This window comes from Natronobacterium texcoconense (assembly GCF_900104065.1).
GTDB classification, from domain to species: domain Archaea; phylum Halobacteriota; class Halobacteria; order Halobacteriales; family Natrialbaceae; genus Natronobacterium; species Natronobacterium texcoconense.
Map to the genome: position 1 here is coordinate 817,890 of NZ_FNLC01000002.1, position 13,350 is coordinate 831,239.

Annotated in this window: 13 protein-coding genes; 9 read left to right on the forward strand and 4 right to left on the reverse strand. The window is 62.9% G+C overall.

Going from position 1 to position 13,350, the window contains the following annotated elements; translation table 11 throughout:
- Positions 1-67 precede the first annotated feature (67 nt).
- Positions 68-1,030: a transcription initiation factor IIB gene (locus BLR35_RS11390; RefSeq protein ID WP_005579693.1), complete on the forward strand. Its 963-nt coding sequence runs from the start codon at positions 68-70 to the stop codon at positions 1,028-1,030.
- A gap of 263 nt (positions 1,031-1,293) precedes the next feature.
- On the opposite strand, the gene gfcR is transcribed toward BLR35_RS11390, so the two are convergent.
- The gene (gene gfcR, locus BLR35_RS11395; protein WP_090381825.1) at positions 1,294-1,944 is read right to left on the reverse strand and encodes a transcriptional regulator GfcR; all 651 of its coding nucleotides are present in this window, start codon (positions 1,942-1,944) and stop codon (positions 1,294-1,296) included.
- Positions 1,945-2,048: 104 nt separating this feature from the next.
- On the opposite strand from gfcR, the gene BLR35_RS11400 reads away from it, so the two are divergent.
- The 3 genes from BLR35_RS11400 to BLR35_RS11410 all read left to right on the forward strand — a co-directional run bounded on the left by BLR35_RS11400 (position 2,049) and on the right by BLR35_RS11410 (position 4,871).
- Complete coding sequence (locus BLR35_RS11400) at positions 2,049-3,305, forward strand: HAD family hydrolase (protein ID WP_090381828.1); 1,257 nt, start codon at positions 2,049-2,051, stop codon at positions 3,303-3,305.
- 307 nt (positions 3,306-3,612) lie between these two features.
- Positions 3,613-4,290 carry a helix-turn-helix domain-containing protein gene (locus tag BLR35_RS11405; RefSeq protein WP_090381830.1) on the forward strand — a complete coding sequence of 226 codons (678 nt, stop codon included), beginning with the start codon at positions 3,613-3,615 and terminating at the stop codon, positions 4,288-4,290.
- A gap of 62 nt (positions 4,291-4,352) precedes the next feature.
- On the forward strand, positions 4,353-4,871 hold the full coding sequence (locus BLR35_RS11410; RefSeq protein ID WP_090382945.1) for an HAD family hydrolase: 519 nt from the start codon (positions 4,353-4,355) through the stop codon (positions 4,869-4,871).
- 82 nt (positions 4,872-4,953) lie between these two features.
- Here BLR35_RS11410 and BLR35_RS11415 read toward each other — a convergent pair whose 3' ends face one another.
- Complete coding sequence (locus BLR35_RS11415; RefSeq protein WP_090381834.1) at positions 4,954-5,196, reverse strand: DUF5822 domain-containing protein; 243 nt, start codon at positions 5,194-5,196, stop codon at positions 4,954-4,956.
- A 100-nt stretch (positions 5,197-5,296) separates the two neighbouring features.
- On the opposite strand from BLR35_RS11415, the gene panB reads away from it, so the two are divergent.
- Positions 5,297-6,109 carry a 3-methyl-2-oxobutanoate hydroxymethyltransferase gene (panB, locus tag BLR35_RS11420; RefSeq protein WP_090381836.1) on the forward strand — a complete coding sequence of 271 codons (813 nt, stop codon included), beginning with the start codon at positions 5,297-5,299 and terminating at the stop codon, positions 6,107-6,109.
- Positions 6,110-6,189: 80 nt separating this feature from the next.
- Here panB and BLR35_RS11425 read toward each other — a convergent pair whose 3' ends face one another.
- Both BLR35_RS11425 and BLR35_RS11430 read right to left on the reverse strand, forming a co-directional pair.
- A complete protein-coding gene (locus tag BLR35_RS11425; RefSeq protein WP_090381839.1) occupies positions 6,190-6,948 on the reverse strand; it encodes an alpha/beta fold hydrolase in 759 nt (252 codons plus the stop codon).
- A gap of 155 nt (positions 6,949-7,103) precedes the next feature.
- A complete protein-coding gene (locus BLR35_RS11430) occupies positions 7,104-7,565 on the reverse strand; it encodes an NYN domain-containing protein (protein ID WP_090381843.1) in 462 nt (153 codons plus the stop codon).
- 357 nt (positions 7,566-7,922) lie between these two features.
- Between BLR35_RS11430 and BLR35_RS11435 the strand changes: the two genes are divergently transcribed.
- From BLR35_RS11435 to gcvH, 4 genes are all read left to right on the forward strand, one after another.
- Complete coding sequence (locus tag BLR35_RS11435) at positions 7,923-9,914, forward strand: S8 family serine peptidase (protein ID WP_090381846.1); 1,992 nt, start codon at positions 7,923-7,925, stop codon at positions 9,912-9,914.
- A gap of 260 nt (positions 9,915-10,174) precedes the next feature.
- Complete coding sequence (locus BLR35_RS11440) at positions 10,175-11,764, forward strand: S8 family serine peptidase (RefSeq protein ID WP_090381849.1); 1,590 nt, start codon at positions 10,175-10,177, stop codon at positions 11,762-11,764.
- A 98-nt stretch (positions 11,765-11,862) separates the two neighbouring features.
- On the forward strand, positions 11,863-12,960 hold the full coding sequence (gene gcvT, locus BLR35_RS11445) for a glycine cleavage system aminomethyltransferase GcvT (protein WP_090381851.1): 1,098 nt from the start codon (positions 11,863-11,865) through the stop codon (positions 12,958-12,960).
- Positions 12,960-13,343, forward strand: coding sequence for a glycine cleavage system protein GcvH (gene gcvH / locus BLR35_RS11450; RefSeq protein ID WP_090381853.1), 384 nt, complete (start codon positions 12,960-12,962; stop codon positions 13,341-13,343). The genes gcvT and gcvH overlap by 1 nt, the downstream gene beginning before the upstream one ends.
- Positions 13,344-13,350: the final 7 nt, after the last annotated feature.

The window sequence follows — 13,350 nt, forward strand, 5'->3', positions numbered from 1 at the left end:
AACCTTCTACGGGCGAAAACAGTTACCCAAAGTTTATATATGCTGGTGTTACTACTATAAAAGTGCGATGACACGGTCCACCCGCCAGCGGGAGCGCACGCGTGAGACGGACGAGACCGAGGATCAGGAGGGGGTAAAAGCCTGTCCCGAGTGTGAATCGGACAATCTCGTGAAAGACTCCGACCGGGGTGAGCTCATCTGTGAAGACTGTGGGCTCGTCGTGGAGGAAGAAAAGATAGACCCCGGTCCTGAGTGGCGGGCGTTTAACCACCAGGAACGGCAGGAAAAGTCCCGCGTCGGCGCGCCGACGACCCAGACGATGCACGACAAGGGACTGACGACGACGATCGACTGGAAGGACAAAGACGCCTACGGTCGCTCTATCTCCTCGAAAAAGCGCAGCCAGATGCATCGGCTGCGAAAGTGGCAAGAGCGTATTCGAACGAAAGACGCCGGCGAACGAAATCTCCAGTTCGCACTGAGCGAAATCGACCGGATGGCCTCGGCACTCGGTGTCCCACGGTCGGTGCGGGAGGTTGCCTCGGTGATCTATCGCCGCGCACTCAAAGAAGACCTCATCCGCGGCCGTTCGATCGAAGGCGTCGCGACGTCGGCACTGTACGCCGCCTGTCGAAAGGAAGGTATTCCACGAAGTCTCGAAGAAATCTCGGAAGTCTCACGCGTCGAACGAAAAGAGATCGGTCGGACGTATCGATACATCTCGCAGGAACTCGGCCTCGAGATGCGACCCGTCGACCCGAAAAAGTACGTCCCGCGCTTCTGTTCTGAACTCGAACTGTCCGAAGAGGTCCAGACCAAGGCCAACGAAATCATCGAGAAGACGGCCGAGGAAGGACTGCTCTCGGGCAAGTCTCCGACCGGATACGCCGCAGCCGCGATCTACGCTGCGTCGCTGCTCTGTAACGAGAAAAAGACCCAGCGTGAGGTCGCAGACGTCGCGCAGGTTACCGAAGTGACCATCCGGAACCGGTATCAGGAACAGATCGAAGCGATGGGCATCCACGGCTAACGCAACCGCTCACCGTCACTTTTTATCGCGCCACAGACGGCTACCGACGGGTATCGTCCGTCGGTTTCTGTGCCCTTCCGTCGGTGATTCGCGAGGCGTCGACTATAGTAGCCACTGCACACCTGATCGCACAGTAGTCGTGCGATCAGGTGTACATAGTTGCAGTTGTTACGATACGTGCCACGAAAAGTCGGTATCCTCGACGGTGACAGGACTGGCTACCTCTTTCCCGTCTCGACGGTGAGAAATCGTCCCGTCTCCGACTACTCGTCCTGTCCGACGCTGATGACCTGCAACAGCGAGTAAACCGGCACGCCGTCGATCTCCTCGAGCCCCTGCTTGTCGGCGAGGACGACGCAGGCGAGCGGTTCACCGCCTTCCGTACGAATCGCTTCGACGGTTTCTCGCATGGTGGTGCCGCTGGTGATGGTGTCGTCGACAATGTAACACTCGCGGTCGCGGATGCCAGCGAAGTTCCGGCTGAATGTACCGCCGAGTTCCTCGATATCGTCGTCGTCCCACTGGTGTTTCGCCGGAGTGTAGGTTCCGAGGTCGGTCTCGAGTTCGCTCGCGATGAGCGTCGCGATGGGGGCACCGGCTTTCTCGATGCCGATCGTCAGGTCGACGTCCTCGCCGTGTTTGGCGAGCAGGTTAGCCATCGCCGACGCGACGAACCCCATCCGTTTGCTGTCCCGACCGATCGCCGACCAGTCGACGTGGATGTCCTGTGGGCCGGTTCCCCCTTCGACTGTCTGGCTTGGCTGGCTGGTCGGCTGTGGCGACGCGCCGCTGCGTTCGACGAGCCAGCTTGCAGTCTCCCGGGAGACGTTCAGTTCGTCCGCGATTTCGCCCTTCGAGAGCCCCCGGTCTGCGAGTTCGGCGGCACTCTCGATGAGATCGTCGACGTTCTTCATATACTGTCGGTTCGGTCGCCATTTTTATAGGCGTGTCGTCGTGTGCAAACACCGCGCTACCGGGACCGGAAACGATTTTTCGTCGGCCGCTGGCTGTTGGTACCATGGAACGATACGACCTCGTCTACCGGCTCTACGACGAGTACGACACCGAGACGTTACGCGAGTACCAGGAGTTCGTCGACGTCTTTCCGGCCGTCGACTCCCGGGTCGCCCTCGAGCACTGGCAAGACGCGACCGAGGAACTCCAGGACCGAAAGGACGAGATTCGGGGCGACTTCGCGGCCGGGGAGACCTTCGCGGAGGTAGCCTCGAGAGCCGACCGCGACCAGGCCTTTACCGCGCTGGATCTCGAGGCGAAGTACGGTCGGGCGGTGAACGTCCTCGTGCTCGACGTCGACGAGACGCTCCGGTCGGCGGGCGGCACGGACAACGAGATTCCCCGCGAGACGCTGCACGTACTGACGGAGTTTCACGAGGCGGGCGTCCCGATCGTCATCTGTACGGGCCAGACCCTCGAGAACGTCAAGGGCTTTGCGATCCAGGGGCTTGGAAGCGAAATCGTCCACTCCGGGAACCTCTCGATCGTCTACGAGGCCGGTACCGGCGTCTTCACGCCGGGCCACGGCGCGGAGACGAAGCAACTCCTCTACGAGGATCTGGACGAGGAGATCCGGACGGTCTTCGACGCCGTTCGCTCCCGCATCCTCCCGGAAGCCCCCGAAGAACTCCGACGGGGCTGTCACCTCCAGGGCAACGAGTTCAACGTCACCCTCAAACCGAACTACGAGACCGGCTCCTCGAACGCTCGCGAGGTCATCGACGAGGGACTGGTCTACCTGATCGATCTGCTGGCCGACGCCGTCGGATCGACGGTCGGGACCACAGACGCCCCCGAGGGTGAATCAGTCGTCGACTGGACCCGCGCGTTCTACGCCGCACAGGACCCCGAGATCAGGGCCGTCCTCGAGGGCGAAGGTGCCTATCCCGACCTCGAGGCCGACGACGTTCCGTCGGCACTCGCGTCGATTCTCGAGCGTATCGACGTCGCCTACTACGAGGCCGACGCGGCCGAGATCGGCAGCCTCGAGTTGAACAAGATCGTCGGGGTCGAGCGGGCACTCGAGGTACTGGGGGTCGACGACCCGTTCGCGCTCGTGATGGGCGACTCGAAGAGCGACCTGCGCGTGATGGAGTGGGTCGACGAGAACGACGCGGGGATCGCAGCGGCACCGGAACACTCCTCGCAGGATACGTTCCAGCACGTCCTCGAGACCGACGAACTCGTCTTCGATCGCGGCAAGAGCGTCGACGTGCTCCGGACGGTGTACGCGCTGAATCGGCTCGTTCGACTCGACTAACTCCGTTCCAGGCGTCGACTGCATGGTCGAATCGACTTAAACGACTGGAACATCAAGGCCTGCCGGTCAACGGCGTTCGAACTGACGATTCTATCACCGCGAGTCCAGTTACGAGCGTCGCATACCCCCTCGACGTGCGGTCGCGTTCGCGGCTCGGTCCTGATTCGAAGTCGATCCGGATCGGTGATAGTATGAGATGGTCCGCCTTCCAGAGTTACCACGACGGCATCGGGTACGAATCGGCGTCGATAGAATCCGGTCGTGACGACGGCCGCGGCGACGACCACGTCGACGAGGTGATGGTCGGATGACGACGGTCGCCGAACTCACACTCCCAACCGACGAGTTCGCCCTCGCAGAGACGTTCCGGCGACTCCCGGAACTCGAGGTCCGCGTCGAAAGCGTCGTCGCCGAAGGACCGTCGAGGACGACGCCGCTCGTCTGGTTCTCTGGCGTCGACACGGCCGATCTCGAGGCGACCCTCGAGGCGGACCCGACCGTTGCGGAGCATCGGCAACTACTCGAAAACACCGACGACGACGAGTGGCTCTACCGACTCCGCTACGGTGAATCGGTCAACTCCGTCTGTCGGGCGGTCTATACCAACGGCGGGACGGTACTGGGAGCCAGGGTCGTCGACGACCAGTGGACGCTTCGCCTGCTGTTCCCGCTTCGGGAGGAACTGTCCGACGCCGTCTCCGATATTGAATCGAACGACGTCCGGATCGACGTCAGGCGGATGGTCGAGGCCGGAGGAGAGGAAGGCCTCGAGACGACGGCCGCGCTCACCGAACCACAGCAGGAAGCGATCGCCGAGGCCTACCGACAGGGGTACTACGACGTCCCACGCGAGATCTCGCTCGAGGAACTGGCGAACGAACTCGACATCTCACATCAGGCGCTGTCGGAACGGCTCCGGCGGGCCAACCGCGTCCTCGCGAGCGAGCAACTCGAGGAGGCAGCAGGCGAGATGGTGACCGAGTGATCGAATCGCTCGCCTCGACAGCGACCGAAGTCACTATTCCGCCACCGCCCGTATCGGTCTCCATGAGCGAGTACGACGCCGTCGTCTACGACCTCGACGGTACGCTGGTCGACCTGAACGTCGACTGGAACCGCGTCGCCGAGGACGTTCTCGAGGTGTACGAGACCGAAGACGTCGAACCACCGAGCGAGAATCTGTGGGACCTGCTCGGATACGCCGACGATGCCGGCGTTCGATCCGAGGTCGAATCGACGATCGCCAGCCACGAACGCACGGGTGCCGAGACTGCACCCCGGCTTGCCCACGCCGACGAATTACTCGAGCGGACGGTCCCGGTCGGCGTCTGTTCGCTCAACTGCGAGGCGGCGTGTCGGATCGCCCTCGAGAAACACGGCCTGGCCGAACCCGTCGACGTCGTCGTCGGCCGGGATACGGTCTCGACCTGGAAACCCGATCCGGAGCCGCTGCTCGAGGCAGTTCGAACGCTCGGGGCCGATCCCGAAGAGACCGTGTTCGTCGGCGATTCGGAACGCGACGAGGTGACTGCCCGGCGTGCGGGGACGGCGTTCGAGTACGTCTGATACTGTCGGACGACGGGGCTGTCCCGGAACGACGGCAGTGAACTCGCGACCGACCGCTCACGGACTCTGTCCGGTATACGAGTTACTCGTCGCGACCGTGCTTGCGTTTCGCGTATGCAAACACCGCTATCGCGACGACCAGCCAGACGACGGCACCGACGCGAACCGCGAACTCGGCTCGTGCGGCCCAGGTAGTGAGTTCGAAGGGAATCGACAGCATGGCGACGATCGGTGCACCGACGAGGATCGTCAGCACGAAGGTGATCTGCATCACCCAGCCGTAGTCGACTCCCTCGGGATCGATCGTTTCGACGGGCTCTGGCACGGCTGACAATCCCGACGCATTCGTCTTAAGCGTCGCGGGTTACGCGTTCGGTCCAGTCGAAGAACAGTGATGTTTAATCGTCGGAGACGAATTGGTAGCTATGCCCACCGTCCGGGATCTGAGAACGAAAGCAGGGGAGGAACCGATCACGATGCTGACGGCCTACGACGCACCGACGGCCGGAATCGTCGACGATGCGGGCGTCGACGTGGTTCTCGTCGGCGACAGCGTCGGCAACGCGTCGCTGGGCTACGAGACGACCATCCCGGTCACCGTCGACGACGTCGCCCGCCACGTCGGTGCGGTCTCGCGGGCAACCGACGACGCCCTGGTCGTCGCCGACATGCCGTTCCTCTCCTTTGGCGTCGACGAGAAAGATAGCCTCGAGAACGCCGGACGGATGCTCAAGGAGGAGGGTGCCGAAGCGGTCAAAATCGAGAGCGGTCCCCATACGGTCGAGCTTACAGAGAAGATGGTCCAGCTGGGCATTCCGGTGATGGCTCACCTCGGGTTGACGCCCCAGCACGTCAACCAGTACGGCGGCTACCCGCGCCAGGGAACGGACCAGGACGCCGCGGAACGCATCCTCGAACTGGCACGGGCCCACGAGGAGGCCGGCGCGTTCTCGCTCGTACTGGAGCACGTCCCGTCGAACCTCGCGGCAGAGGTCACCGACGCGATCGACATTCCGACGATCGGAATCGGTGCGGGTCCCGACTGCGACGGACAGGTGCTCGTGGTCGACGACGCAGTGGGCCTGAGCGAGTGGTCACCGTCGTTTGCAAAGCAGTTCGGGTCAGTCCGCGAAGAGATGGAAAACGCCGTCGAGGAGTACGTCACGTCCGTCGAGTCCGGCGAGTTCCCGGCCGAAGAACACAGCCACGAGGAAGCCGACCTCGAGGACATCTACTAGTCCCGTTCCAAGCGTCGACTGCTGAGCAGAACCAGATGCAGTCGTTCGGTTCTGCTCGGCAGTTCAAGCTTGAACCGCCACTAGAGGAACGTCCGAACGGCCTCGTTGAACGGCTCCGGCCGCTCGAGCATCGCAAGCTGTGCGGCGTCCTCGATCGCGACGATTTCGGCGTCAGGTATCTCGTCGGCGAGGAACTCGTGGAACCACGGCGGCGTCAGTCGGTCGTACTCGCCGTAGACGACCAGCGTGGGGACGTCGATCTCGGAAAGTCGATCGCGGACGTCGAACCCGTGACAGCTGTGGAAATCCCGGCTGGTCACTTCCCGTCCGGAGTCGTACATCGCTTCTTTCGACAGCGTCACGACGTCACGGTCGGGATCGTGGAAGAAACAATCCCGAGCGTGGAGGAATTCGACTGCACGATCGAAGTCGGTCTCGAGCCACGAAAGCAGGTCCTCGAGCACTCCCAGCCGTGCGCCGGTGCCGGTCAACACGACGGCATCGGGGCGGAACGAACGCTCGAGGAGTAACTGGAGGACGACCGCGCCGCCTAACGAACTCCCGATCAACGTCCGGACATCGGTTTCTTCCACGACGGCGAGGACGTCGTCGACGTACGCGGACAGCGTCGCGTAGCCCGGACTGGCGTCGATGTCCGCGGAGTCGCCGTGGCCGCTGAGATCGAGTGTGACGAGCGAGTGGTCGTCGGCGAGCGAGTGTTGTCCCTGCCAGAGATCGCGATTACCGCCGGTGCCGTGGACACAACACACCGACGGATCGTCGCTTTCGCCGACGATTTCGTAGGCCGTTTCCCGGCCGTGATGTGTGACCCTCTCCATACTCGTGCAACGACAGGAACAGGTATAAAGACTCGACTGCATTGCACGCTCTCGAGAAGTAATACAGACCGTCTCATACGGTTTACTGTAATCATTTCCGGCGCAACCGCGACCCGAGCGGCGGTTACGGCGGTACATCGTTACAGCAATCCGTCTCAGTCGGCGCCGATCGTCACGGCCTCGTCCGCGGCGTTCCGGAGTGCGTCGGACCGACCGTGTGAACCCGGAGCGATCGCGACCGTTTCGATGCCGACGGTCCCGGCGTACTCGAGGACCGGCTTGAAATCTGTGTCCCGGGAGGCGACCGCGAGACGATCGATGGTTCCGTCGCTTGCGAGGGCGGTCGCGTCGACGGCGAGTTTGACGTCGACGTCGCCGCTGGTGACGATCACCTCGAAGCCGCGGGCTTCGGCGGCCTGGATCAGTCCCGGCGTCGCGTGTTCGTCGAGGTAGAGTCGGATAACGCCGACACGTCCGAGATCGGCTGCGGCCTCGCGGAGGTCGTTCAGGTCGACGTCGAACTCGTCTCTGAGGACGTTCGGTCCGTCGACGAACAGCCCAACCGTCGGTTCAGCGTGTAGGTCGGGCGCGAGACGAGCCCGAACGCGATCGAACATGCAAACCGGTAGCCGAGGCCACGGCATAGGTGTAGCGAAACGCGGTCGTCGGGGCGACTGCAGGACAGACGAAGTGAGAACCCGGTTGCTCTCCTGTAGCCGTTCTCGGCGGCCGCGCATTCGCGCTGGGTCTTCGAGGTTCGGCAACCCCCTCCCTTCTATCCCGGCGCCGTCTGCCGAAAACAGAATGCTGGTTTATCTGCCCGAATTCGTTCCCTCAATCGCGACCTTCACTTGTTTCTCCCTTATATCCAAATGATATTATGACTAACCAGAGAAAGGTGAATATTTGATTGAATAAATGGTCTTGAGTTCGCGAAGATTTTAATAATTTCAGGAATACCTGACTGTCACCACATGCCACCAGATGGCACCCCCACTCCCGACCGACGATCCGTACTCAAAGCCGCTGGCGCACTCGGTGCGTTCTTCGGCTCTACCGGCGTCGCGGCTGCCGACTCCGACGAGGAATCGGGCTCGCGAGGAACGGAACTGCTCATCGGCGTCTCGCCGGACGTTTCGGACGTCGAAGGAGCGGTTCAGTCGTCACTCGGCGGTAGCGGTCGCGTCGTTCACAGCAACGAGGCAATCCACTACGCCACCGTCGAACTCCCGGCGAACACACCGGAGGAAGCGAAAGACCGAATCACCGACGCTTTCGAATCGATCGACGAGATCGAGTACGTCGAAGAAAACGCCACGCTCGAGTCGTTCACCCGGCCGAACGATCCCCATTACAGTTCCCAGCACACGCCCCAGCAGGTCAACTGTGAGGGTGCGTGGGACGAGACGTTCGGCCACTCGGACGTAACGATCTCCGTCGTCGACACCGGAACGGCCTACGACCACGAGAACCTGGCGGAAAACGTCGACGACCGGATCGGCGACGACTTCGTCGGTCGCGGAAGCGACCCCTACCCCGTCAACAGCAACGAGACCCACGGGACGGTCGTCTCCGGGATCGCCGTCGGCGGCACCGACAACGGGACGGGACACGCCGGCGTCTCGAACTGCTCGATGCTGAGCGCCCGCGCACTCGACTCGAGCGGCCGCGGGTCGCTGTCGGACATCGCCGACGCGATCCAGTGGTCGGCCGACCAGGGCGTCGACATCATCAACCTCTCGCTCGGTAGCTCGAGCGGCTGGCACACGCTTCGAAACGCCTGTCAGTACGCCTACGACCAGGGCTGTCTCCTCGTCGCGGCTGCGGGTAACGCCGGCGGGAGCGTCGCCTATCCAGCGGTCTACGACTCCGTGATCGCAGTCTCGGCACTGGATTCGCGCAATCGACTGGCCTCGTTCTCCAACCGAGGCCGCGAGATCGAACTCGCCGCGCCCGGGACGAGGGTCCTGTCGTCGACGCTTGGCGACAGCTACACCCGCGCGTCCGGAACGTCGATGGCGTCGCCCGTCGTGGCCGGCGTCGCCGGCCTCGTACTGTCCGCGTATCCGGGGCTGGACAACGAGTCCCTGCGGGAGCATCTCCGACAGACCGCGACGGACGTCGGCCTCTCCTCGAGGGCGCAGGGCTATGGCCGCATCGACGCCGACGCTGCAGTGAATACGGTTCCGGACGGATACGAACCCGAAGAGCCCGAGGAACCCGAAGACGACGAGGAAGAAGACGATCTAGACGACCGCGACGACCACCTTCTCGCGTTCGTCACCGATCCCGACGCTAGCCTCGCGAGTTACGAATTTACGGCCGACGGACCCGTCGAATTCGCCGACGCACCGTACGAGAGTCCCTCCGGCGGGAGCATCGAGGGTGGGACCTTCCAGGCAGAGGACTTCATCGAGGAAGACGACGGAACGTGGCACGCCGGCGGCGTTACCGGTGGCGGACACGGCGACGCCTTCTGGGTCGACGGCGCCGTCACGTCGATCGAGATCGACGACCCCGACGTAATGTGGGTCGAACTCGATGCCGAAGAGATGAGTCCTGCAGCGATTATCGACGAGACCGGCGGCGGAGATGACGAGGACGAAGACGACGAAGACGACGACACCGGCGAGTGTGGCGACGAGACGGCCACCGCACGGGCCGAAGGCTCCCTCTCCGGCGGCTGGTGGGGTGGAACCGACAACTACACCTACTCGCTGCGGACGGCCGATCCGTGTTCCGCGACGCTCTCGCTCGAGGGCCCCGATAGCGCCGACTTCGACCTCTACGTGACACTCGACGGGAACTCTCCGTCGCGCTGGAACTACGACGAGGCGAGTACCGGCTCCGGTAGCGACGAGGAGGTCACCGTCGACCTCTCCGGCGACGAGCAGATACGCTTCCAGATCCACGCGGCCGACGGTTCTGGCGAGTACGTCGTCACTGTCGAAGAACAAGGTAAATAAACGAGGGTCTTCCAAGACTCTCCGCGACGACCCATCTTCTGTCCGGACTCGAGCCATTTTTCGACGCAATCGTCGACATCGAGCGGAAAACAGCATCCGAGTTTACGGTTCGCACACTGAGAAACACGAGCAGGTTTTTCTGATGGAAACATCCATTAGTTATTTTCCTTTCCCCATTCACTGATCCTATCAATAACATATTAAATTTCGTGGCGTTTCATAACGTTTTAATCTACCTTCATGGATTGTGATATCGCACCATGTCAGAAGGTGGCAGTCCACAGTTCGATCGGCGATCAGTACTGAAAACGGCTGGCGCACTGGGCGCTTTCCTCGGATTCAGCGGCGTTACGGGTGCGACTCCCGGGCGTGAACCGGGGCCGAAGAAAGACGAACTCCTCGTCGGCTTCGACGATTCGGTGTCGAACCTGCAGGCGACGGCCGAGCCGAAGATTCCGAGCAGCGCCGAAATCGTCCACGAGAACGAGACGCTCGGCTACGTAGCCGTCGAGTTCCCCAGCAACGCCGCAGACCGGGCGAAAGAGAACTTCAAGAAGAACGTCCTGGGCGACCGCGATATCGCCTACGTGGAGGAGAACGCAACCGTCGAGGCGTTCTACACGCCGGACGATCCCCTCTACGGAAACCAGTACGCGCCACAGCAGGTCAACTGCGAGGGCGCGTGGGAGACGACGCTCGGCGATCCCGGCGTGACGATCTCGATCATCGACCAGGGGATCCAGTACGACCACGAGAACCTCGCTGGCAACATGGACGACAGCGTCTCGAACTACGGATACGACTTCGCCGGCAACAGTAGCGATCCGTATCCCGCCACCGCGAGCGAAGACCACGGCACCCACGTCGGCGGCATCGCCGCCGGCGGCACCGACAACGGGACGGGACACGCCGGTATCTCGGACTGTTCGATGCTAAGCGCCCGCGCACTCGACGCCAGCGGCGGCGGCTCCCTCTCGGACATCGCCGACGCGATCCAGTGGTCGGCCGACCAGGGTGCCGAGATCATCAACATGTCGCTGGGTGGCGGCGGCTACTCGAGCACGATGGCAAACGCCTGCCAGTACGCCTACGATCAGGGCTCGCTGCTGGTTGCCGCGGCCGGTAACGACTACGGCGGCAGCGTCTCGTATCCGGCGGCCTACGACACGGTGATGGCGGTCTCCTCGCTCGACGAGAACGAGAACCTCTCGAACTTCTCGAACCTCGGGCCCGAGATCGAACTCGCCGCACCGGGCAGCAACGTGCTCTCGGCGGTCAACTGGGGCGACTACGACTCCTACTCGGGGACGTCGATGGCGTCGCCGGTCGCCGCGGGCGTCGCCGGGCTGGCACTGTCGGCTCACAGCGGCCTGTCGAACGAGCAACTGCGCAGTCACCTCCAGAACACGGCAGTCGATATCGGGCTCTCCGACGACGCACAGGGGTACGGCCGCGTCGACGCCGACGGCGCCGTCAACACCGATCCCGACGATGACGACGATGACGATGACGACGATGGAGGCAACGGCGGAAGCGAAGAGTCGACGATCACGGATTCCCTCTCCGGTTCCTGGGACAGCGACTGCTGGACGTACGGCTGGGAGTTCGACGATCCGGGATCGGTCGTCATCGACCTCGAGGGGCCGTCGAACGCGACGTACGACCTCTACGCGAACGAGCGCGACACGTGTCCGACCACCTCGGACTACGACCACATCTCCTACACCTGGGGCAGCGACGAGGAGATCGTCATCGAAAACCCCGACACGTCCGCGGACCTGCACGTTCTCGTCGACGCCTACAGCGGCAGCGGCGAGTACACGCTGACGGTCACCGAGTACGATAGCTAGACCCAGCCGTTCGAACCACCTTTTCCGGCTCGTTGCCGTTACCGTCCGCAACTCGTCCGACGGAAAGACATTACTACCCCCGGAATGTCATCCCAGGTATGCCGCTTCAGACGCCGCCGTTACGCCGGATCCACGACGACCGTGGTGCGAAGTTTACGGAGTTTGGCGGCTGGGACATGCCAGTCGAGTTCGACTCGATCCAGACGGAACACGAGGCCGTCCGGGAGGACGTCGGTATCTTCGACGTCTCCCACATGGGTCAGATCCACGTCACCGGGCCGGACGCGACGACGCTGATGCAACGGCTCACCACCAACGACGTGAGCCGTCTCGAGATCGGCGACTCCCAGTACGCCGCGATCACGAACGAAGACGGTATTATCATCGACGATACGGTCGTCTATCGGCTTCCGGACGAGGACGGAGAGGCGACCTACCTCTTCGTGCCGAACGCCGGGACCGACGAAGCGACGCACGAACGCTGGATCAGCCACCGCAACGACCTCGACCTCGAGGCGACCGTCGACAACCGGACCGACGAGTACGCGATGTTCGCGGTCCAGGGGCCGAACGCACCCGCTCTCGTCGAGGAGGTGGCCGAGGAGTCGGTCACCGACCTCGAGCGGTTCAAAGCCCAGTACGCGACGATCGACGGCGTCGACTGCTGGACGGCACGGACGGGCTACACGGGCGAGGACGGTTACGAACTGATCGTCCCGTGGAACGAGGCCGAACGGATCTGGTCGGCCTTCGACTGCCAGCCCTGCGGACTCGGGTCCCGCGACACGCTGCGACTCGAGGCCGGCCTCCTGCTTGCAGGCCAGGACTTCGATCCCGAGGACAATCCCCGGACCCCCTACGAGGCCGGAATCGGCTTCACGGTCGACCTCGAGACGGAGTTCGTCGGCCGTGACGCCCTGGCAAAAGTCAAGGAGGAGGGCATCGAGGAGGAACTGATCGGCTTCCAGTTGATCGATCGTGGCGTCCCGCGACACGGCTACGACGTGACGAACACGGACGATCGTGTGATCGGGACGGTTACCAGCGGCACGATGAGTCCGACCCTAGAGCAGGCGATCGGCTTCGCTTACGTTCCGGCCGAGTACGCCGACCCGGGGACGACCCTGCAGGTCGTCGTCCGCGGGCGGTCGAAAAAGGCAAGAGTTGAAACCACACCGTTCATCGACACAGCATAATGAGCTTCGACATTCCCGAGGACCGACGGTACCAGGAATCGCACGAGTGGGCAGCAGAAACCGACGGCGTCGTCCGCGTCGGCATCTCCGACTTCGCACAGGACGAACTCGGCGACGTCGTCTTCGTCGAACTTCCGGACGAAGGCGACGACGTCACCCAGGACGAGGAGTTCGGCGTCATCGAATCGATCAAGGCCGTTTCGGACCTCTATGCCCCCGTCAGCGGCGAGGTCGTCTCGATCAACGAGGACCTGTTCGACGCGCCCGAACTCGTCAACGAAGAGCCGTTCGGCGACGGCTGGATGCTCGAGATCGAGGCCGACGACACCGACGAACTCGAGAACCTGCTGTCGGCCGACGAGTACGAAGACCAGATCGCCTGATCGGTCG